This window comes from Pseudomonas sp. ICMP 561 (assembly GCF_002699985.1).
Lineage (GTDB): Bacteria > Pseudomonadota > Gammaproteobacteria > Pseudomonadales > Pseudomonadaceae > Aquipseudomonas > Aquipseudomonas quasicaspiana.
Map to the genome: position 1 here is coordinate 283,120 of NZ_LKBT01000056.1, position 20,632 is coordinate 303,751.

General features: G+C 57.5%; 20 protein-coding genes. 12 read left to right on the top strand and 8 right to left on the bottom strand.

The annotated features are described in order from the left end of the window. The first annotated feature begins 34 nt into the window (after positions 1-34). On the top strand, positions 35-766 hold the full coding sequence (locus AO242_RS25145) for a dienelactone hydrolase family protein (RefSeq protein WP_099270814.1): 732 nt from the start codon (positions 35-37) through the stop codon (positions 764-766). A 101-nt stretch (positions 767-867) separates the two neighbouring features. Here the strand turns inward: AO242_RS25145 and AO242_RS25150 are convergent, their stop codons facing one another. The 6 genes from AO242_RS25150 to AO242_RS25175 all read right to left on the bottom strand — a co-directional run bounded on the left by AO242_RS25150 (position 868) and on the right by AO242_RS25175 (position 7,091). Next, positions 868-1,719 carry a pirin family protein gene (locus AO242_RS25150; protein WP_099270815.1) on the bottom strand — a complete coding sequence of 284 codons (852 nt, stop codon included), beginning with the start codon at positions 1,717-1,719 and terminating at the stop codon, positions 868-870. Positions 1,720-1,736: 17 nt separating this feature from the next. Then, a complete protein-coding gene (locus tag AO242_RS25155; RefSeq protein WP_099270816.1) occupies positions 1,737-2,138 on the bottom strand; it encodes an OsmC family protein in 402 nt (133 codons plus the stop codon). 139 nt (positions 2,139-2,277) lie between these two features. Then, entirely contained in the window at positions 2,278-3,498 is a 1,221-nt protein-coding gene (fabB, locus tag AO242_RS25160) for a beta-ketoacyl-ACP synthase I (RefSeq protein WP_027898654.1), read from the bottom strand. A gap of 11 nt (positions 3,499-3,509) precedes the next feature. After that, positions 3,510-4,025 carry a 3-hydroxyacyl-[acyl-carrier-protein] dehydratase FabA gene (fabA, locus tag AO242_RS25165; RefSeq protein ID WP_027898655.1) on the bottom strand — a complete coding sequence of 172 codons (516 nt, stop codon included), beginning with the start codon at positions 4,023-4,025 and terminating at the stop codon, positions 3,510-3,512. Between the two features lie 220 nt (positions 4,026-4,245). Beyond that, on the bottom strand, positions 4,246-6,174 hold the full coding sequence (locus AO242_RS25170) for a response regulator (protein ID WP_099270817.1): 1,929 nt from the start codon (positions 6,172-6,174) through the stop codon (positions 4,246-4,248). Then, a complete protein-coding gene (locus AO242_RS25175; RefSeq protein ID WP_373562255.1) occupies positions 6,171-7,091 on the bottom strand; it encodes an ABC transporter substrate-binding protein in 921 nt (306 codons plus the stop codon). The genes AO242_RS25170 and AO242_RS25175 overlap by 4 nt, the downstream gene beginning before the upstream one ends. Positions 7,092-8,065: 974 nt before the next feature. Between AO242_RS25175 and AO242_RS25180 the strand changes: the two genes are divergently transcribed. The 8 genes from AO242_RS25180 to AO242_RS25215 all read left to right on the top strand — a co-directional run bounded on the left by AO242_RS25180 (position 8,066) and on the right by AO242_RS25215 (position 14,521). Beyond that, the gene (locus AO242_RS25180) at positions 8,066-9,091 is read left to right on the top strand and encodes an NAD(P)H-dependent glycerol-3-phosphate dehydrogenase (RefSeq protein WP_099270818.1); all 1,026 of its coding nucleotides are present in this window, start codon (positions 8,066-8,068) and stop codon (positions 9,089-9,091) included. 23 nt (positions 9,092-9,114) lie between these two features. Beyond that, entirely contained in the window at positions 9,115-9,459 is a 345-nt protein-coding gene (locus tag AO242_RS25185) for a DUF4389 domain-containing protein (protein ID WP_027897936.1), read from the top strand. After that, positions 9,456-9,911 carry a phosphohistidine phosphatase SixA gene (gene sixA, locus AO242_RS25190; RefSeq protein ID WP_099270819.1) on the top strand — a complete coding sequence of 152 codons (456 nt, stop codon included), beginning with the start codon at positions 9,456-9,458 and terminating at the stop codon, positions 9,909-9,911. The genes AO242_RS25185 and sixA overlap by 4 nt, the downstream gene beginning before the upstream one ends. Positions 9,912-10,215: 304 nt before the next feature. Continuing rightward, positions 10,216-10,659, top strand: coding sequence for a hotdog fold thioesterase (locus AO242_RS25195; protein ID WP_027897938.1), 444 nt, complete (start codon positions 10,216-10,218; stop codon positions 10,657-10,659). Positions 10,660-10,777: 118 nt separating this feature from the next. Next, positions 10,778-11,575: an alpha/beta fold hydrolase gene (locus AO242_RS25200; protein ID WP_099270820.1), complete on the top strand. Its 798-nt coding sequence runs from the start codon at positions 10,778-10,780 to the stop codon at positions 11,573-11,575. Next, entirely contained in the window at positions 11,572-12,426 is an 855-nt protein-coding gene (locus AO242_RS25205) for an alpha/beta hydrolase (protein ID WP_099270821.1), read from the top strand. The genes AO242_RS25200 and AO242_RS25205 overlap by 4 nt, the downstream gene beginning before the upstream one ends. Positions 12,427-12,544: 118 nt before the next feature. After that, positions 12,545-13,375, top strand: coding sequence for a DUF4892 domain-containing protein (locus AO242_RS25210; protein WP_099270822.1), 831 nt, complete (start codon positions 12,545-12,547; stop codon positions 13,373-13,375). Positions 13,376-13,474: 99 nt separating this feature from the next. Further along, a complete protein-coding gene (locus AO242_RS25215; RefSeq protein WP_099270823.1) occupies positions 13,475-14,521 on the top strand; it encodes an AI-2E family transporter in 1,047 nt (348 codons plus the stop codon). A gap of 12 nt (positions 14,522-14,533) precedes the next feature. On the opposite strand, the gene AO242_RS25220 is transcribed toward AO242_RS25215, so the two are convergent. Beyond that, positions 14,534-15,784 (bottom strand): MFS transporter, encoded by a 1,251-nt coding sequence (locus tag AO242_RS25220; RefSeq protein ID WP_027897943.1) that lies wholly within the window; start codon positions 15,782-15,784, stop codon positions 14,534-14,536. A gap of 573 nt (positions 15,785-16,357) precedes the next feature. Here AO242_RS25220 and AO242_RS25225 point away from each other — a divergent pair. After that, on the top strand, positions 16,358-17,851 hold the full coding sequence (locus AO242_RS25225; RefSeq protein WP_099270824.1) for a helix-turn-helix transcriptional regulator: 1,494 nt from the start codon (positions 16,358-16,360) through the stop codon (positions 17,849-17,851). 149 nt (positions 17,852-18,000) lie between these two features. Beyond that, complete coding sequence (locus AO242_RS25230) at positions 18,001-18,264, top strand: DUF1652 domain-containing protein (RefSeq protein ID WP_099270825.1); 264 nt, start codon at positions 18,001-18,003, stop codon at positions 18,262-18,264. Here AO242_RS25230 and AO242_RS25235 read toward each other — a convergent pair. Beyond that, a complete protein-coding gene (locus tag AO242_RS25235) occupies positions 18,253-18,558 on the bottom strand; it encodes a DUF6482 family protein (RefSeq protein ID WP_099270826.1) in 306 nt (101 codons plus the stop codon). The two genes, AO242_RS25230 and AO242_RS25235, sit on opposite strands and share 12 nt — an antisense overlap. A 396-nt stretch (positions 18,559-18,954) precedes the next feature. On the opposite strand from AO242_RS25235, the gene AO242_RS25240 reads away from it, so the two are divergent. Then, positions 18,955-20,574 carry a methyl-accepting chemotaxis protein gene (locus AO242_RS25240; protein WP_099270827.1) on the top strand — a complete coding sequence of 540 codons (1,620 nt, stop codon included), beginning with the start codon at positions 18,955-18,957 and terminating at the stop codon, positions 20,572-20,574. The last annotated feature ends 58 nt before the right edge of the window (positions 20,575-20,632 follow it).

Genomic DNA, 20,632 nt, shown 5'->3' on the forward strand with positions numbered 1-20,632 from the left:
ACCCATTTGTCTTTCATTACTTGAGGAGTCAACGATGAGCAGCAACGTTTCCGTGAGTTCAGTGGTGTACCAGATCGACGGTCAACCTTTCGAGAGCCGTTTGGTATTCGACTCGGGTGACGCTTCGTCACGTCCCGGTCTGTTGATGGCCCCAAACTGGATGGGTGTAACCGAAGGCGCCGAGAAAATTGCACAGGCGGTAGCAGAGCAGGGTTATGTAGTGTTCCTGGCCGACCTTTACGGTCAAGGTACGCGCCCGCAGAACAACGATGAGGCTGGCGCTGCGATGATGCCGCTCAAGGATGACCGTGCGCTGCTGCGCAAGCGTATGCAGGCTGCACTGGATCAATTGCTGGCCCAGACGGACGCACCGGTTGACGCTGATAAAGTCGCTACTTTCGGTTTCTGCTTCGGCGGTTGCTGCTCCCTTGAGCTGGCGCGTACCGGCGCTAACCTCAAAGCAGCTGTGTCGTTCCACGGCACGCTGGATACGCCGAACCCGGCTGATGCGAAAAACATCAAGGGTGCGGTGCTGGTACTGCACGGTGCGTCGGATCCATTGGTGCCGAAAGAGCAATTGCCAGCTTTCGAAGCCGAAATGAATGCTGCGGGTGTGGACTGGCAGTTGCTGAGCTACGGCGGGGCCGTGCATTCGTTCACCGACCCTCACGCACAAACGCCGGGCATGATGCAGTACGACGAAAAGACCGCCAAGCGCGCCTTTGTGTCGATGCATAACTTGCTGGATGAAGTGTTCAAAGGCTGACACGCGAGACTGAATAACGGTAGGAGCGAACTTGTTCGCGAGGCGATGTATCCTTGATACGCAGGCCCAACCTCGCGAACAAGTTCGCTCCTACCGTTGCTTTATGGCAGCTCAATCCTGCCAATCTCCCCAGGCACTGTCGGCCAGTCTCCAGCTGCCCAGCGGGTTCTTGCCTGTTCGATCAGTTCCTGATCACTGGCGACGAAATTCCAGTTCATGCGCCGTGGCCCATCCAGTGGTGCGCCGCCAATCAGCACCGCGTGACACTCACTCTCCGCACACAGATTCACTTCTTTGCCTGGCTCCAGCACCACCAATGTTCTGGCTTCCACTGCTTCGCCGTCCACTGACGCTTCACCGCTGAGCACATACAGCGCACGTTCTTCATGTTCATCAGGGATGAGCAAAGTCGTCGCGTTTTGCATGTGCAGCTCGGCATAGAGCGTCGGCGACAGCACCGGCACCGGGGAGGTCAGGCAAAAGCCGGTTCCGGCAATCATCCTTATCTGAATACCAGGGTTGTCAGTGACAGGCAGACTGCTGGCCGGGTGAAGGCTGTAATGACCTTCGCCCTGCTCATGTGGCTTGGGCGAAGCCAGCCACACCTGCAAACCGTGCATGCGCGAGCCGCTGGCCATGAGGTCGGCGGGGGGGGGCTCGATGTGTGCGATGGCTGCGCCGGAGGTCATCCAGCTGACGTCGCCTGGCGTCACTTGCTGATCGCTGCCGAGGCTGTCCTTGTGCAGGAGGCGGCCCTCGAACAGATACGTCAGCGTCGACAGGCCAATATGCGGATGCTGGCGAATATCAATGCCTTTGCCCGGCGCATACTCCGTTTCCAGCATGTGATCGAAAAATACAAACGGGCCGACACTGCGGCATCTGGCTGAGGGCAGGGGGCGCAGTATCGGCTGGCCTTCCACGTCTTCGGCGCGGGGTTTGATGGTAAGCATCAGGCGGTTCTCGGCAGTCAGGCCAGTTGGGTGTTGATAGTGATCTCGGCGGTGGTCATCAGCTTATGGACGGGGCAGCGATCCGCGATGCGGTGCAATACCGTGCGCTGCTGTTCGCTGAGAGCCCCTTCCAGGTAGAGTTCTACGTTCAGGCGGTACTTTCCCTGTCTTTCCTCACTGTCGTCGTGAGTGACCTTGACGGTGACGCCTGTCAACGGGATGTCATGCTGCTTCGCGTACAGCTTTACGGTCAGTGTCTTGCACGAGGCCAGCGCTGCATCGAAGTAATCATGGGGGGAGGGCGCGGAGTTTTCGCCACCCAGCTCAACGGGCAGGTCAGTGAACACTTCGTGCTGCTGGTTGATGTCGATCTTGTGGCGAAACCCGTCAGGGCTAACAGTGCTGACGATGACAGACATGGCGGCCTCGGCTGTAGGTAAAGGAAAATATCCTACCCGCATAGTGTTTGCTCGGCCTATAAAATCGGTGCTCATAAAAAAGGCGCCTCGAAAGGCGCCTTTTTACACAGCTGAAGCTGTATCTACAGCAAGGGCGGAATTACTTGCCCTGCCAGCGCTTCATGACCAGGGTAGCGTTGGTGCCACCGAAGCCGAAGCTGTTGCTCATGACCTGGTCGATCTTTGCATCTTCCTGAGTCTTGAGCAGGATCGGCATGTCAGCGACAACAGGGTCCAGTTCGTCGATGTTGGCCGAACCCGCGATGAAGTTGCCTTCCATCATCAACATGCAGTAGATCGCTTCGTGAACGCCTGCGGCGCCCAGGGAGTGACCCGACAAGCTCTTGGTGGAGCTGATGGCCGGAGCCTTGCCAGCGAACACTTCACGAACGCCTTCCATCTCTTTGGCGTCGCCGACCGGAGTCGAAGTGCCGTGAGTGTTCAGGTAGTCGATCGGGCCTTCAACGGTGGACAGGGCCATCTGCATGCAGCGGATTGCACCTTCGCCGCTCGGCGCGACCATGTCGTAGCCGTCGGAAGTAGCGCCGTAGCCCACGATTTCAGCGTAGATCTTGGCACCGCGAGCCAGAGCATGTTCCAGCTCTTCTACAACGACCATGCCGCCACCGCCAGCGATGACGAAGCCATCACGGTCTGCGTCGTAAGCGCGGGAAGCCTGTTCCGGGGTGTCATTGCGCTTGCTGGACAGTGCGCCCATGGCGTCGAACAGGAACGACTGGCTCCAGTGCTCCTCTTCACCACCACCGGCAAACACGATGTCCTGCTTGCCCATCTGAATCTGTTCCATGGCGGTGCCAATGCAGTGAGCACTGGTGGCGCAGGCAGAGGCGATGGAGTAGTTCAGGCCCTTGATCTTGAATGGCGTAGCCAGACAAGCGGAAACCGTGCTGCTCATGGTCCGAGTAACGCGATACGGGCCAACGCGCTTGACGCCTTTTTCGCGCAGGATATCCAGCGCTTCCATCTGGTTCAGGGTCGATGCACCTCCGCTGCCAGCGATCAGGCCGGTACGCGGATTGGAGACTTGCTCCTCGGTGAGGCCCGAATCAGTGATGGCGTCTTTCATGGCCAGGTAGGCATAAGCTGCCGCGTGACCCACGAAGCGAAATATCTTGCGATCGATCAGCTCTTCAAGGTTGAGGTCAATGGAGCCGGAAACCTGGCTACGCAGACCCATTTCGGCATATTCCGGATTGAAACGGATGCCAGGGCGGCTTGCACGCAGGTTGGCGGAGACGGTCTCTTTGTCATTGCCCAGGCACGAAACGATGCCCAGACCAGTGATAACGACGCGGCGCATGCGGATAACCCTTAGAAGTTGTCAGTGGAGGTGAATACGCCGACGCGAAGGCCTTCGGCGGTGTAGATTTCGCGCCCGTCGACAGTGACCGAACCATCAGCGATGGCCAGGTTCAGCTTGCCCTTGAGGACGCGTTTGATCTGGATGTTATAGGTGACTTTTTTGGCGGTCGGCAAGACCTGGCCGAAGAACTTTACTTCTCCCGAACCCAGTGCGCGACCGCGGCCTGGCAGACCCTGCCAGCCGAGGAAAAAGCCAACCAGCTGCCACATGGCATCAAGGCCAAGGCAGCCCGGCATTACCGGGTCACCTTCGAAGTGACAGGCGAAGAACCACAGGTCCGGATTGATATCCAGCTCAGCGACCAATTCACCTTTGCCGTACTTGCCACCCTCTTCGCTGATATGAGTGATCCGATCGACCATCAGCATGTTAGGGGCGGGCAGTTGCGCGTTACCTGGGCCGAATAGCTCACCGCGACTGCAGCGCAGCAAGTCTTCCCGGGTAAAGGCGTTTTGTTTGGTCATGCGAGCTCCTCAATAATCTCGTGCGGCAGGGCGGGGTATCGTGTGACCCGGAAGCCAGTCCTGGCCGGCTGACTCGCCAGGGGTCTGCCGGCAGCCTACTCATAGACTATTGCGTTGTAGTGAAAGTCACAGCACAAGGGAAATGAAAGTACACTTGTGCACTGAAATTTGCCATCCAGCCGACCACGAAGGTCGATTTAGCGGACAAGACTGCCGCAATTTAACAATTATCGCCAGTCACAGTTGCCCGAAAGGGAATCCATTTATGCAAAACCTGCTGTAAATCAGTGCGTTTGAAGGGTTTCGCCAGGTAGTCGCTCATCCCCGCCTGTAAACAGGCGTCGCGGTCACCCTGCAACGCATTGGCGGTGAGAGCGATGATCGGTACCTGACTCAGACCGGGTAATTGTCGAATGTGGCGCGTGGCTTCGTAGCCGTCCATGACCGGCAGTCGGCAATCCATGAAAATCGCTGCATATTGTCCGCTGCCAGCCATGCTGACTGCCTGTGCGCCGTCTCTGGCGACGGCCACCTGATAACCGAGGTTGTGCAGCATGGCGCGAATCACCGCGCAGTTGACCTCGTTGTCTTCGACCAGCAACACGTTACGTTGCTCACCATCGGTGTCCACTGCGGATTCAGTGCTGTCTGGCGCGTCGACGGTTTCGCGCACGAGGGCCATCGGGATTTCCAGGCTGAACAGCGAACCTGACCCCTCTGTGCTTTGCGCGCGCAGCGTTCCGCCCATACGTTCGGCCAATGTGCGAGCGATGGGCAGGCCCAGTCCCGTGCCTCCGTAACGTCTGGAGATCGAGCTGTCAGCTTGCTGAAAAGCGTCGAACATCGATTCCAGACGGTCGTGATGAATACCGATCCCGCTGTCACGCACATGGCATGCGAACAAAATGCGCCCCTCATCCAGCGTTTCGTATTCAGCCTCAATATCAACGCTGCCTCGCTCGGTAAATTTAAGCGCGTTGCCAATCAGATTGACCAGAATCTGCCGGATACGGGTTGGGTCGCCTTGCACCCGCAACTGATCAAGCCCGGGCTGGATATGCAATTGCAGTAACAGATTGCGTTGCTGCGCATCGTGGCTGAAGGCCTGACTCGAGGTGCTGACCAGATCCGCGATATTGAAAGCGATGTTTTCCATTTCCAGCGATTGCCGCTCGAAACGGGAAAAGTCCAGGATGTCATTGATCACTCGTAACAGATGTTCAGTTGATTCGGTGGCGAGCGCCGCGTATTCGGTCTGCTCTTCAGTCATCTGCGTTGTTTCCATCAACTGCAACATGCCCAGTACACCGTTCATGGGCGTGCGCAGTTCATGGCTCATCATCGCCAGAAAGTCCGACTTTGCACCGTTGGCGCGTTCGGCTTCTTCACGGGCCTGAATCAATTGATCAATGAAGCGCTGCTGTTCACGGCTGGCTTTGTCCAGGTTCGCTGCAAGGTTGTTGATGTGGCGCGCCAGATCACCGAGTTCCGCGTCGTCAGGTACGGGCAGCGGTGTCCGGTAATCGCCTTGCTGGATCGCTTTTACCGCTTCGCCCATTGCACTGATGGGTTGCGACAGGCTTGAGGCCAGGCGTCTTGCGAGAATGAACGTGAACAGCAATGCGAACAGCGCAAGAATGCCGGCCTTGAGCAGGATTTCCTGCTGACGCTCGCTGAAAGCTTCGTTGGACATACCGACCAGCACCCGGCCCAGATAATCCTGAGCGGCGCTGACGTTGTCATCATGGTTGCCGAGGAAATCCTTGCCCAGCTTGATCTGTTGCGAGCGAATCGGCGCCTGAAATATCTCTACCTGCTTGGGGTGCGTTCCAGGGCCACCGGGTTGCTCGACATAAACCAATACCTTGTTGAGGCTGTCCTGAACTTCGATAAAGCGCACGTGAGGCGTCGATAGCGTCGCGCGCATCAGGCTTTTGAGGACTTCATCGTTACCGACAATCACGCCATATTCCGATGCGGGCGCTAGCTGGTTGGCGATTAGCTGACCTGTGTGATTGAGCTCCTGACGAAGATCCTGAATGCGCACAAAGGTAAAGAAGCAGATCAGCAACAGCGTCAGCAGCAGAGCGGGGCCGAGGCTGATCATCTGTGTGCGGGTGTTGATGTCCCAGTGACGACGAACCTTCATGGGCGCTGCTCCGCCTGACTCAGGCTGATGGTCACTGCGGCATCGTCGATGGCGATAATGCCCAGGGACTGGGCCACGCGTGGATTACTCATGACTTTGAAGTGTCGCGGATACAGTGCGCGCGGCCATTGCTCGGGCGTTTTGTCGAGCAGCGCGTCAAGGGTGTCCAGCCAATCGATTTCATCGCTGTAAGTACTCGCCAGGCTGCCCGCTTTGACAAATGATGCATTGGGGCCAAGCAGTGCCTGTTGATGAGCATAGCTGCTGAGCAACAGGTTCTTGGCGGTTTTGGCGTTGTATAGGTCCGGGTCATCAAGTCCGAGCAATACGTCGCTGCGGATCAGCAGGTTCTGCAATGACTGGTTTTCTGCACTGGGTGTCCACGGCTGGGATATCACCCGCAATCCCATGGCCAGTGCCGCATGGCGCAACTCTTTGAGCAGGAACTGGCTTCGGTTATTGAACAGCACGCCGATTTGTCTGGCTTCGGGCAGCAGGTGCCGGATCAGCAGCAGTTGGCGTGTCACCGGCGGATCGCTCCACAGCAGGCTCAACGTAGGAGGGCGCTTTTCACCCAGTCGTTCATGGGCCTGGATTCGACTGACGCGCAGTACCAGCGTCCTCGGGCCTTCGCTGTCGCTCAGTCGCCAGTCCAGGCTTGGGGTGTCCAGCAGTACAAGTCGGGTGTGTTCGCTGACTTTGCCGGGGGACGGCATTTTGTCGGTTTCCACAAAACGTATCTGGTCGTTCGGGCGACGCTGGCTCAGCTCGGTCACAAAGTTCTGGATGCCCGGGCTGGTTCTGGCAGCGGTCAGCAAAATATCGGCAGCGGACGCCGTGGCGCAGTTCACCCACATGAGTGCCGCGATTGCAGTGCAGCGCAGAAGTCTGTTCGAGAAAGCCACAGGCGTGTCCATACGTGTTCGTCCGGTTACCGCTCTATTCATGCCCGGCATGTTAACCGAGACACGGCTTATTGCCACGCGGGGTGTGGTTGGGTGGTTTTTGGTGTAGTAGTTTTTGTGTGTATATCCGTTATTGCGGTAACGGCTGATATTGGTTGCGCTTTTACAGCGCGTCACTTTCGAAGAGCGCGAAAGTAACCAAAGCGCTCTTGCCCCACCACTGGGTGCCTCGCTGTCGCTCGGCATACCCGTAATCCGACATTGCTGCGTGGGGCCGCCGCCACCGGCCATCCATGGCCTGAGGCGGCTAAACCGGCATCCCTGCCGGTTTGCCCCACGCAGCAATATCGAATTCCGGCCGGCGTGGTTTAACGGGGCGCTTAAGATCAAAATCAAAATCAGAACAGATCAAAAGCAGAGCGAAAATAGCGGGATCGTCTCGGACCGGTAGGAGCGAACTTGTTCGCGAGACGTCACCACAACCAACGCATTCGACATCTGACACACCGCATCGCAGCCTTCGGCAGCTCCTACAGGTGCCCGGCAAACCCACACAATCAGGTCGGCTGTCAGGCCGCCGCGCTTTTGATTTTGATCTTGGGCGCCCCGTTAAACCACGCTGGCCGAACGCAGATTCTGAACCGTGGGACGCCCTTGAGTTGAAGAGGGGCAGGACGCCGGGTTAGCCGCATTGGGCCATGGATGGCCCGTTGCGGCGGCCCACGGTTCAGGATCTGCGGGCGGGGACACCGAGCGACAGCGAGGTGCCGAGTGGTGGGGCAAGAGCGTTTTGCTTACTTTTGCGCTTCACAAAAGTGAGGCGCCGTAAGGGCGCAACCAATATCAGCCATGCCCGCGGTAACGGATATGTACACAAGAGCCACTACCAAGAACCACCTGGCAATGAACGTTGTCACTGGCCGCCATCGCCATGCTCCGTATAATGCCGCCATCGCCAGATGAGATGGCTCTAAATGGATGTCTTTATGACCACACAGCAACCTGTTGCGGTTCTAGGTGGCGGCAGCTTCGGTACCGCAGTGGCCAACTTGCTGGCGGAGAATGGCCGTCCCGTCCGCCAATGGATGCGCGACCCCGAGCAGGCCGAGGCCATTCGTGTCAATCGCGAGAACCCTCGCTACCTCAAAGGCATTAAAATCCTGCCTCTGGTTGAACCAGTCACAGACCTGACGGCGACGCTGGATGAATGCGAACTGGTTTTCGTCGCCCTGCCGTCGAGCGCGCTGCGTAGCGTACTTGCGCCGCATGTAGAGCGCCTGACGGGCAAAATGCTGGTCAGCCTGACCAAAGGCATCGAAGCGCAGAGCTTCAAACTGATGAGCCAGATCATCGAAGACATTGCGCCTCAAGCCCGCATTGGCGTGCTGTCCGGTCCCAATCTTGCGCGAGAAATTGCCGAGCATGCACTGACTGCAACAGTCGTCGCCAGCGAAGACGAAGACCTCTGTATGCAGGTTCAGGAAGTGCTGCACGGCAGGACGTTCAGGGTTTACGCCAGCAACGACCGCTTTGGTGTAGAACTGGGCGGGGCGCTGAAAAACGTCTACGCGATCATTGCCGGTATGGCCGTAGCGCTGGACATGGGCGAAAACACCAAGAGCATGCTGATCACCCGCGCGCTCGCGGAAATGACCCGTTTTGCGGTCAGCCAGGGTGCCAACCCCATGACCTTTCTTGGACTGGCGGGCGTCGGTGACCTGATCGTGACCTGCTCTTCGCCGAAGAGTCGCAATTATCAGGTGGGTTTTGCGCTGGGGCAGGGCCTGAGTCTTGAAGAGGCGGTCAATCGGCTCGGTGAAGTCGCCGAAGGGGTCAATACCCTCAAAGTACTTAAGGTCAAGGCTGATGAGCTGCAGGTATATATGCCACTGGTCGCGGGCCTGCATGCAATTCTTTTCGAGGGTCGTACGCTGAGTCAGGTCATAGAGCAGTTGATGCGTGCCGAGCCGAAAACGGATGTGGACTTCATCTCCATCACCGGTTTCAACTGAAACACTCATACAGGGAGAAGATCTTGAACGAGTCCAAAATCAAGCAAGATGAGTCCATTTTGTTGCGCATCCTCTGGATGGTGCTGTTCGTGGTGATCTGGCAATTGGCTGAACTGCTGCTGGCAGGCGTGGTGCTGGTCCAGCTGGGTTATCGCCTGATCTACGGGGCACCGAGTGGCAGCCTGATGAATTTCGGTGACAGCCTGAGCCAGTTTCTTGCGCAGATCGGCCGTTTCGGCACGTTCCACAGTGATCAGAAACCCTGGCCGTTTGCTGACTGGCCGACCCCTCGTGCGCCGGAAGGCGAAACGCCACACAGTGTTCCTCCTGCCGCGCACCCGGTGCGTGATGAGGAGCCCAAGCTGTGAAGGTATGGGTGCTGCGTCACGGTGAAGCGCAGGCGCATGCGCGCAGTGACGCGCAACGCGAGCTGACAGGCCATGGTCGTGAGGAGGTGCTGCAAAGTGCAGCTCACCTGTTGGGTAAGCCTCTGACGCGAATCTTCGCCAGTCCCTATGTGCGGGCGCAGCAGACCGCCGAGTTGGTACATAAGGCATTGGGTTTCAGTGAGCCCGTGGTCACAGTGCCGTGGCTTGTTCCGGAAAGTGATCCAGGCAAGGTGCTTGCTCAACTGGACGCTTATGCCGCGGAGGATGTGTTGCTGGTCAGCCATCAACCGTTGGTGGGGGCCCTTATCGGTCTTGCGGTGCACGGCAGTCATCAACAATCTCAGCCAATGAGTACGGCCAGTCTGGCGGAATTGAAAGGTGACTTTGCACTGGCCGGAACGATGGAGTTGTTGAGCGTTCGGCACGTTTGATTATTGCTATTTTGATAGAGATTGCCCTTTGCCCTGACACCGCGCTGTCTATCTGCAAACTCAGGTCTATGCAGGAGTGAGCTTGCTCGCGATAGCGCCAGTTAATGCGATAAATTCGTTAACCATGAAGTCGAATCGCGAGCAAGCTCACTCCTACAGGGTCCGTGTTTGCTTCGCGACAGCGCTGTGTCAGGGCACAGAGTAATCTCCTACACAAAACATTCGATTGCATTTTGTGTAATGACAGCAAGGCAGATGAACTCCCGGCGCTCAGTGTTCGAGCGCTTCATGACAAGGATTGACTATGAGCCTGTGGCACGAAACTCCGGACCTTGAGCAACTCAATGCCAAGAGTAAAAACACCATTCTTGAATTGCTCGATATTCGTTTCGAATCCTTCACCGAGAACTCCCTGACCGCCAGCATGGTGGTCGACCAGCGGACTCATCAGCCTTACGGCCTGCTGCATGGCGGTGCGTCGGTGGTGCTCGCAGAATCGCTGGGTTCTTCGGCCAGCTATCTGTGCATCGATACCAGCAAGTATTTCTGCGTCGGCATTGAGGTCAACGCCAACCATCTGCGTGGCGTGCGCAGTGGTCGGGTTACGGCTGTGGCGCACCCGGTACATATCGGTCGCACGACCCATGTCTGGGATATCCGTTTGACCAGCGAGGAGGGCAAGGCCAGTTGCATCTCCCGGCTGACTGTTGCGGTTGTACCGCTGGGGCAGGAACCTCCCGCACGCTAGATGCCTGTTGTGCCGGGCGGTGGCCGGATCGTCATGTTCGATGGCCGTTACGATCATTGCCGAGTGATCGGCTCATTGCGCACAATCACCACTGATCTGGTTCAATGAGTGCTCCGGCATGTCGCAACAGGTGTTCTTCGCTCACGCCAACGGTTTTCCGTCAGGCACCTACGGCAAACTGTTTTCCGCGCTGGCTCCGGACTACATCGTGAGCCACCTGGAGCAACATGCCCACGATCCGCGTTTTCCGGTGGATGATAACTGGCTGAATCTGGTGGACGAGCTGATTCACCATTTGCGCGAGCAGCCCGAACCCGTATGGGGAGTGGGTCATTCTCTGGGTGGCGTATTGCACTTGCACGCAGCGATGCGCTGTCCTGAGCTGTATCGCGGCGTCGTCATGCTCGATTCGCCAGTGCTGACTCTGGCTGATCAATGGATGATCCGCGCCGCCAAACGATTTGGTTTCATTGACCGCATTACCCCGGCCGGACGCACGCTGGGACGTCGCGAGGCGTTTGCAGATCTTGAGTCGGCGCGTCGCTACTTCTCCGGCAAAACCCTGTTCCGCCGCTTCGATCCCGAGTGTTTCGACGCCTATCTGCAGCATGGTTTGCAGAGCGACGGCGAACAGCTACGGCTACGTTTCGACGCTGCCACGGAAATCAGTATTTACCGCAGTGTGCCGCACACCAGCCCCGGTCTTTCCCGCCAGCTCAAACTCCCGCTGGCGATGGTCCGCGGTGAGCACAGTCGCGTTGTGATGCGCCATCATGCACGTTCTGTCAGACGCATGCCGCTGGGGGAATATCTGTCGATGCCCGGTGGCCATATGTTTCCACTCGAGCAACCGGAAGCGACGGCACAGTTGCTCAAATCGCTGTTCAGCCGCTGGACCGCAGGCGCTGGGGTATGAGCCATTCTGTGGAGGAAGTCCGCCTGAGCTTGCCGCATATCGAACTGGCTGCCCACTTGTATGGTCCCGAAGACGGCCAGCCGGTGATTGCGCTGCATGGCTGGCTCGACAATGCCAATAGCTTTGCGCGTCTGGCGCCACGGCTTGATGGCTTGCGCATCGTTGCGCTGGACCTGGCGGGGCATGGTCATTCCAGTCACCGCCCGCCGGGAGCAGGTTATGCGCTGGCGGACTACGTTCACGATGTGCTGCAAGTCGCCGAGCAACTGGGCTGGCAGCAGTTTTCGCTACTCGGTCATTCTCTGGGTGCAATCATATCCGTGTTCCTCGCCGCAGCGGTGCCAGAGCGTGTTTCGCGACTGGCCTTGATTGACGGGCTGATTCCCCCGACGGGCGATGCTGATAATGCGCCCGGGCAACTGGGCAAGTCATTGCAGGCGCAACTGCGTCTGGTCAACAAGCGCAAACCGGTTTACCCCGATCAGGAGCAAGCTATTTGCGCGCGAATGAAAGGTGCAGTCGCCGTTAGCCGTGAAGCCGCCGAATTGCTGGCCCAGCGCGGCCTGATGCCGGTTCCGGGCGGTTACACCTGGCGCAGTGACGGACGGCTGACTCTGCCGTCTGCGATTCGCATAACCCGTGAGCAAGCCACGGCATTCGTCGAGGCAATCCGCTGTCCGACACATTTGGTAGTAGCTTCTCAAGGGTTGCTGGCACAGAACGAATCGCTGCTTTCAAGGCTGCCTTTTGAGGTGGCGAGCCTGTCAGGAGGCCATCATCTGCATTTGAACGACGAAGCCGGGGCAGGCGCTGTTGCAGACTGTTTCAATCGCTTCTTCGCTACGCCTTGACTTGCGAGGGGCAACTGCCGAGGCTGGGCGAGTTGAAACAGGAATCAATCATGATGGATCTATGTATCGCTGCACTTTTTGAACTGCCCGTTAACGCTATTTTCCCGAACGTGCCGCGATGAGCGCGCGTATTGGTTTTACCCGTACGCTCGGAGTGACGTTGTGTGCATCTGTACTCAGCACGTCGTTATGGGCGGCGGACGTCCCCGGCAGCAGTGATTTGCAGGTAGTGCCAAGGCTCACCGACGCCGAAATTGTCGATTATCGTCCGGCTTCCGAGCTGGAACGCATCTATCCCATGGGCTCGATCCGCAAGATCAGCGGCCAGTTGCGTTTTGACGGTCAGGTCAGCGCGAGGGGCAACGTCACTGGCGTGACTTATCAGTTGCCTGCTGAACGTACCTCTTATGAGGCCTTCACGGCTGCGCGTGAAGCCTTGCAGGCGCAAAATGCGGAGTTGTTGTTCTGGTGTCAGGCCCGGGACTGCGGTGAAAGCAGCCTGTGGGCCAACGAGGTATTCGGCAACTCCAAATTGTATGGCGCTGACGAGCAACAGGCTTATCTTTTGCTGCGTCTGGCCGAGCCAAAAGCCGACACGTTGGTGGCCCTCTACAGCATCACCAGGGGTAATCGCCGAGCCTATCTGCATGTGGAACAATTCGACGCCGCCGCGCCACTGGGCGAGCTTATGCCGACGTCGGGTACGCTGCTTCGGCAATTGAAAAGCACCGGCAAGCTGGCGCTACCCAAACTGGTGGGTGCCCCTCAGGACGCATGGCTGACGCTACTGTCCCGCGGCCTTAATCTCGACAGCAGCCTGCGTGCCACGGTATCCGGCCCGCAAGCCGAAGCCTGGCGTGAGGCGCTGGTCAGCAAGGGCGTGCGAGCGGCCCGTCTGGAAGCGGGGAGCGGCGATACACCTGGCCTGCTTATCGAACTCATTCGCTGAACGCAGCTCATAGGCTGGTCCGCGGCGAACACTGACGTCGTCATTGTTCGCCGTTATGCTTCACTTCTGATGTCCTGACCCTTCTTTTGGAAAACGCTCATGTTCAATAACGATCGCCTGTTGGTGCAGATTCTGCTCCTTGCGCTGCTCGGTGCCTGTGTCTGGGTGATGGCGCCATTCTGGTCGGCGCTGTTCTGGGGCGCGGTGCTGGCATTTGCCAGCTGGCCACTGATGCGCCTGCTGACACGCTGGCTCAACGGCCGCGAGTCCCTCGCGGCTTTGATCCTGAGTCTGGGCTGGATGGTTCTGGTCGCTGCGCCGCTGGTCTGGCTCGGCTTCAATCTGGCTGATCATGTGCGTGACGCGACAGCACTGGTCAAGGATATCCAGGTCGACGGCTTGCCCGATCCTCCCGGCTGGCTGGGCAGCGTTCCATTGGTTGGCGAGCGACTGGTCGCGTTCTGGAACAGCATCGATGAGCAGGGTGCGGCGATGATGACCACCCTCAAGCCTTATTTCGGGCAGGTGGGCAACTGGCTGTTGGCGCGCAGTGCGCAGATCGGCGGCGGGATTCTTGAGCTGACCCTGAGCCTGGTGTTCGTGTTCTTCTTCTACCGGGACGGCCCGCGACTGGCGGCTTTTGTGCTGCGCTTGCTGGAGCGTTTGATCGGTGACCGGGCGCAATATTATCTGGATCTGGTGGCAGGCACCGTCCAGCGAGTGGTCAACGGCGTGATCGGCACCGCCGCCGCACAAGCTGTGCTGGCGTTGATCGGTTTTCTGATTGCCGGGGTGCCCGGTGCCTTGGTGCTTGGCATCATGACCTTCATGTTCAGTCTGATTCCGATGGGCCCGCCGCTGGTATGGATTCCTGCGACCGCGTGGCTGGCGTGGAATGGCAACTACGGCATGGCCGTTTTCCTCGCCATCTGGGGCACGTTCATCATCAGTGGCGTGGACAACGTGCTCAAGCCTTACCTGATCAGTCGCGGCGGTAACCTGCCGCTGGTGATCGTGTTGCTGGGTGTATTTGGTGGCTTGTTGGCTTTCGGCTTCATAGGCCTGTTTATCGGCCCGACGCTGTTGGCTGTGGGTTACAGTCTGGTGACTGACTGGGCACGCAGCGAGCGCCCAGTCAGGACGTGATGTAATGCTGCGTCAGGCGGCCGGGAGGGCCGAGTCTGTCGCTTCTCCCGGATGCTCCTTGGCGGTCAGCGTTTCCGGCATCGCCAGCAGCAACAGCAGTGCGGCTGTAGCAATGGCCGCCAGGGTCAGAAAAGCGGCGTTATAGCCCGCGTTCTGGACGATGATCCCGGCCAGTCCGTTGCTCAACGCCGCGCCCAGCCCGAATATTGTCGAGATGATCCCGAGGCTGACGCTGAACCGCCCGGTCCCTTGCGTCAGGTCCTTGACCACCAGAGGGAACAACGCGCCGAACAATCCCGCGCCAATACCGTCGAGCAGTTGCACGGCGACCAGCCAGAAAGGGTTATCGGACAGCACATAAAGCACGCCGCGAATGGGCAGGATCAGAAAGCCTGCCAGCAGCAGTGGCTTGCGTCCCCACACATCAGCCTTTGCACCCACCAGCAGCGCGACAGGCACCATGACCCACTGGGCAGCGACGATGCAGGCTGACGTCAACGGTGTGGCCAAATGCAGGTTCACCTGTGCCAGCTTCTGGCTCACTAACGGCAGCATCGCCGCGTTTGCCAGGTGGAAGAGGGCGCAGCAGGCGGCAAACAACAGCAGTGTTTTATTACTTGCCAATGCTTTGAAGCCGGAAGGCTGAGCGCCGTGCTGTGCATCTCCATGACTCAGTTCGCGGGCTACATCATGATCAATCGCCTTGGCCGACACGCAACTGATTGCAATGACGCTGGCGACGGCCATCGCCGCCATCAGATAAAACACCGCGATAGGACCAAACAGGTAAGCAAAGCCGCCAGCCAGCATCGCTGCGCAGGCGTTACCTGCATGGTTGAAGGTCTCGTTGCGTCCGGTACGCCGGGTAAACGCTTTGGGGCCGGTGATACCCAGGGAGATGGCAGCAACTGCCGGAACAAATACTGACGCGGCGATCCCGCTGACCGCTTGGGTTATCGCAATCAGGCTGACTGAGGAGGTGAAGGGCAGCACCAGACAGCTGGCCGTTACCAGCAGCGCAGCGATTGCGACCACGGCTCGTTTGTAATGAGTGCTGTCGATCAATGCGCCTGCCGGTCCCTGGGTCACCAGACCCGCGATCGCCGCCACCGTCATGACAATGCCAATGCTTGCCGGATCCCAGTGGTGGACTGCCAAAAGATAAATAGCCAGATACGGCCCGAGCCCGTCGCGAACATCAGCAAGAAAGAAATTCAGGGCATCCAGTGAGCGGTTGTTGCGGCGTTGGGTATGGGCGTCCACGGGATGTCTCGGTCAGTCGATGATGGAGCTTTGAGCTGCCGTTATGGAAAAGGTTTGCGGCGGCGGAAATTTTCATCTGGATGCGATTACCTTAGTGAAATGCTCAAACGGTTCCATGCAATCCGTAGGACCGGCTTTAGCCGGGAGAGCGGTATTTCTGACGAAGAGTATGTAGTGAATGTCCCGACACCCTCCCGGCTAAAGCCGGTCCTACGGATAGCGCGATCGCCTGTGGGAGCGTGGCTTGCCCACGAAGAACGATAACGCGGTATGCCTGATACACCGCAGTGCCTGAATCGCGGGCAAGCGCGCTCCTACGGAATTGCGCGGTCTATGTGGGAGCGTTGCTTGCACGCGATACATGAGACGCAGCCAGAAGGCATGTCGCGTTATCGTTTATCTCGGGCAAGCCCGGCTCCCACAAAAAATTGCATTCCAGCCGGACCGCCTTGAATTCTTTGGAATTCCCGACAAAGGTCCACTGTCATACCGACGTTGGGCAATGATCCGCCGTGGCTGAACAGCAAGCTTCAGCGGCGTGCCGGGTGCTCGTTGGCATGGAACGGAGGAACCATGAGTCAGGCAGTCCTTGAGAAAGAAACCGATCGTCGACAACTGCAGAGCATCATTGGAGGCCTGTCGGACGGCGTGCTTTTGATCGAGCTGGATCAAAGCATTCTGTGGGCCAATGAGTCCGCGTTGGAGATGCACGGCGTCAAGCACGTCAAGGAGCTGGGTCGTAACGTCCGGGAATATGCATCTCGGTTTCACTTGCGCTACCGCAATAATCATCCGCTCGCGCTGGATCACTACCCGATCAGCCGGATCGCTCAGGGGGAATCCTTCAGCGACGTTGTGGTGGAAGTCAGGCCAGCGGGCAACGACGAAAAATGCTGGGTGCACCGGGTGCGCAGCATGGTGCTGGAGGGGCGTTCCGGCGAGCCGGAACTGATGGCCCTGATCATCACCGACGCCACCGAACTGGCCAGCGCCGAGCAGCGTTTCGAGCGTACCTTCGCGGCCAACCCGGCACCGGCTGTTATCTGCAGGCTCAGTGACTTGCGCTACATCAAAGTCAATCAGGGTTTTCTGGAGATGACCGGCTACAGCCGCGAGCAAGTCATTGGCCGTTCAGTCTATGAACTTGATGTGCTCGAGAATGCAGAGCGCAAAGACCTCGCCATCGAGCGGCTCAACGACGGCGGCACCATCCCGCAAATGCAGGCCGAGTTGAAGCTGCCCGACGGCGGCAGCAAGATGGTGATCGTTGCCGGACAGCCGCTGGACATCAGCGAAGACGACTGCATGCTGTTTTCCTTCATGGACATGGAACCCCGTCGCAAGGTTGAGACCGCGCTGCGACAAAGCGAAGAGCGCTTTGCCAAAGCGTTTCGTCTGACCCCTGTCCCGACTCTGGTGTGTAACGCCGAGTCGCAGTTTGTGGTTGAGGTCAATGATGCGTTTATCAGCACCACCGGCTTTACAGCTCAGGAGCTGACCGGACGATCCGTTGATGAACTTGGCTTCATCGACGATCAAAGCAGTCGCCAGCAGATTTTCGAGGTCTTGAAGAAAACCGGCAGTATCGAGGGAATGGAGGTCAAGGTACGCAAGCGTGGCGACGAGATCATCGACTGTATGTTGTCCGCCGATACGGTCGTTATTCAGGATACGCCCTGCTATTTACTGGTGCTGATGGACATTTCCGAGCGCAAGCGATCCGATCTGGAACTGATTGCGGCCATCGAAGAGGTCATGCAGGACGCCTCCTGGTTTGCGCGTTCGTTGATTGAAAAACTCGCCAACGTGAAGAAAGGCAAGGCGCCGCAATTACCAGGCAGTTCGCTGACAGACCTGACGGCTCGCGAGAAAGATGTACTGGGCTTGATTTGCGAGGGTCTGGCCGACAAGGAAATCGCTGCACGCCTCAAGCTTGCGCCCAACACGGTACGCAATCACGTAGCGACAATGTATTCCAAACTTGGCGTGCACAGCCGGGCTGAAGCCATTGTCTGGGCAAGGGAGCGAGCGCTGTTTACCAGTGATGGCCGCAAGCCACTGCACTAGGCTGATGGTGCGAATGCACTAGTGCTACCAGTACAAATTCGTCTGTTTATCCCAGCGCTGTTTTCTTTACCCTGACGGTCCATTTCCGGACCTCGTCAGGGGCAGCAGTTGCAGACTTTCAAGAGCTCGCAAGTACAAGGTGGTCGGCGTTGAGCTGGCTGTCGCAGGTCCGCCACGAAATAGAAGGCAGCTTTGAGCCGCTGGCATGCGAATGCGTCATCAGCGCAGACGCATCCCTCAGCGTACGCATTTATGATCGAGAGTCAGGGCGCGTCGACCTGATGGTCATCGGCATTGCGCTGGATCAGGTTAAAACCCAGCACGACGTGTTGTCGCTTATCAGCGAGTTACGCGATGAGCTGAACAGCGTTGGCATGAACCCGCTTGATGTTGCCCCTTCTTCACAAGCTTGAGTGCCAGGGAATCGGCTCACGATGAGGTTGTCGGTCGGTATCACCTAGACCGACCATCTCGTCGTAGACAGCGGGCTGAACGAGGAACAGCGGCACCTCAGGCACGCCCTTCAGATTCTTGCGTGCTTCTTCCAATGACGCGATATGCAGCGTGCCACCCTTTGCATCGATGATGGGCTGGGATTTGCCGCCCTTCATCGCGTGCATCACGTAGGACCCTCCCTCCATCGTGACCAGATGCACCGCTTCAATTTCGCCTTTCTTCACCTGATCAGCCAGTTTGCTCAGTTCCATGACACTACCTCTAGGACATCGGCGGACGATTGCCTGCCTGCTTAGCTTTGAGACAGGCGCGCGAGTCAAGTTCGACCTTGCCGATTAGTGGTCGTCAGTTGATAGCATGACAGGGCCTGGAAAATTAAAAAGCTGACTGCATGATCAGTTAAAGTATTTATTACTGTTATTTTTTAACAGCTTACGTGCACGCCATCTTAAAGGCTTTTCCCGTTCAAATACCTTGTTTCTTTCAACCGGCTTTCAATGTGCTGAATAATTTAATAGGGGTAAGGTGTTTTAACTAATGCTCGTAAACAGTGTGCTACTGCAGTTTTTAAGATGTCCTCAAGCTTAATTTTCAATGGCCGATAGTTTCATATTGAATGCTAATAAATCTGAAACGGAAGCCTGTTAATGAGAAACCTCAAGGTATCGGTGCGCGCGACACTCAGCTTCATGTTTATCGCTTTTCTGTTGGTTGCGCTGGGCGGGTTGTCCGTATGGAAAATGGGAGAAATCCGCGCGTCGGCTGAGGATCTGGAGAATGACGCGCTGGCCAGTATCGTGGTCGCTGACCGGATCAACGCAGCCATGCTGCGCTTGCGCCTTGAGAACCGTCGACTGGTCTCCCAGACCGATCCCGAGGCTATCGCCGCAACTGTCAAGACGATCAACAGCGTGCGTGATGAGTTGAGAAAGCAGATTCAGACTTACGCCCCTTTTGTTGCGAGCGACAGGGAAGGCCAGTTATTCAAAGCCGTTTCTGAAAACTCTGAAAAAATGTTGACCGCTTTTGATGGCGTTTCAGCCCTTGCAAGTCGAGGTGCAGCTGCCGAGGCATTGGCTTATATATCCAGTAATGTGACGCCGGTTACGCGACCTCTGGAAGAAGCAGTGGCCGGGCTTGTCCAGATGAATATTGACGAGGCGGGCAATGCGGGTAAAGCGTCCGAGGCGTCTTATCAAAGTGGCTTGATGTTTGTCATTTTTATTATTGTTGCCGCTGCGCTGGCGACTATTGTGTTGGCGGTTTTATTTACTAAAAGCATTGTTGTGCCTTTGCGGGACATGTTGCGGGTCAATGACATGATCGCCAAAGGTGATCTGCGCACCGTTATTACGATCAATGGCAAGGACGAGTTTGCCGACCTTCTTCGCTCCACCCAGCAGATGCAGAACAACCTGCGCGACACCATCAAGCTGATTGGTGATTCAGCCACTCAACTGGCCTCGGCATCCGAGGAGATGAACGCTGTGACTGAAGAATCCAGCAAAGGGTTGATGCGTCAAAACACCGAAATCGACCAGGCGGCGACGGCGGTCAATGAAATGACTGCAGCTGTTGATGAAGTCGCCCGTAATGCCGCTTCGGCGTCTGACGCTGCCAAGGCTTCTGATCAGGCAACCCGCACTGGCGCTTCGCGCGTCACCAGCACCGTCACAGCCATTGAGCGACTCAGTCAGACCGTGCAGAACACCAGCGGTGATGTGCAGCGTCTGGCGGTACAGTCCAAGGACATCAGCAAGGTGCTGGACGTGATCCGTACCATTGCCGAGCAGACGAACCTGCTGGCCTTGAACGCAGCCATTGAAGCGGCACGAGCCGGGGAGCAGGGCAGAGGGTTTGCCGTTGTCGCCGATGAGGTGAGGGCGCTGGCGCATCGTACTCAGACTTCCACTCAGGAAATCGAGCAAATGATCGGTGACATCCTCAAGGGCACCGAACAGGCCACCAAAGCCATGAGCGAGAGCTGTGAGCAGGCGCAAGGCACGTTGGGTGTGGCCCATGAAGCGGGCGCGGCGTTGACCTTGATTGCCAAGGCCATCAATGAAATCAACGAAATGAACCTGATGATCGCCACCGCTTCCGAGCAGCAAGCCCAAGTGGCTCGTTCGGTGGACGGCAACCTGATGAGTATTCGTGATCTGTCAATTCAGAGTGCAACAGGAGCCCATCAGACCGCAGCGGCCAGTTCCGAGTTGTCGCGTCTGGCGGCTGACATGAACAGGCTGGTGGGACGATTCGCCCTGTAAATTTCAGGCTCGTAAAATTGTAGCGACGTGACAGTCGCTACAGTGTTTTTTGATCCGT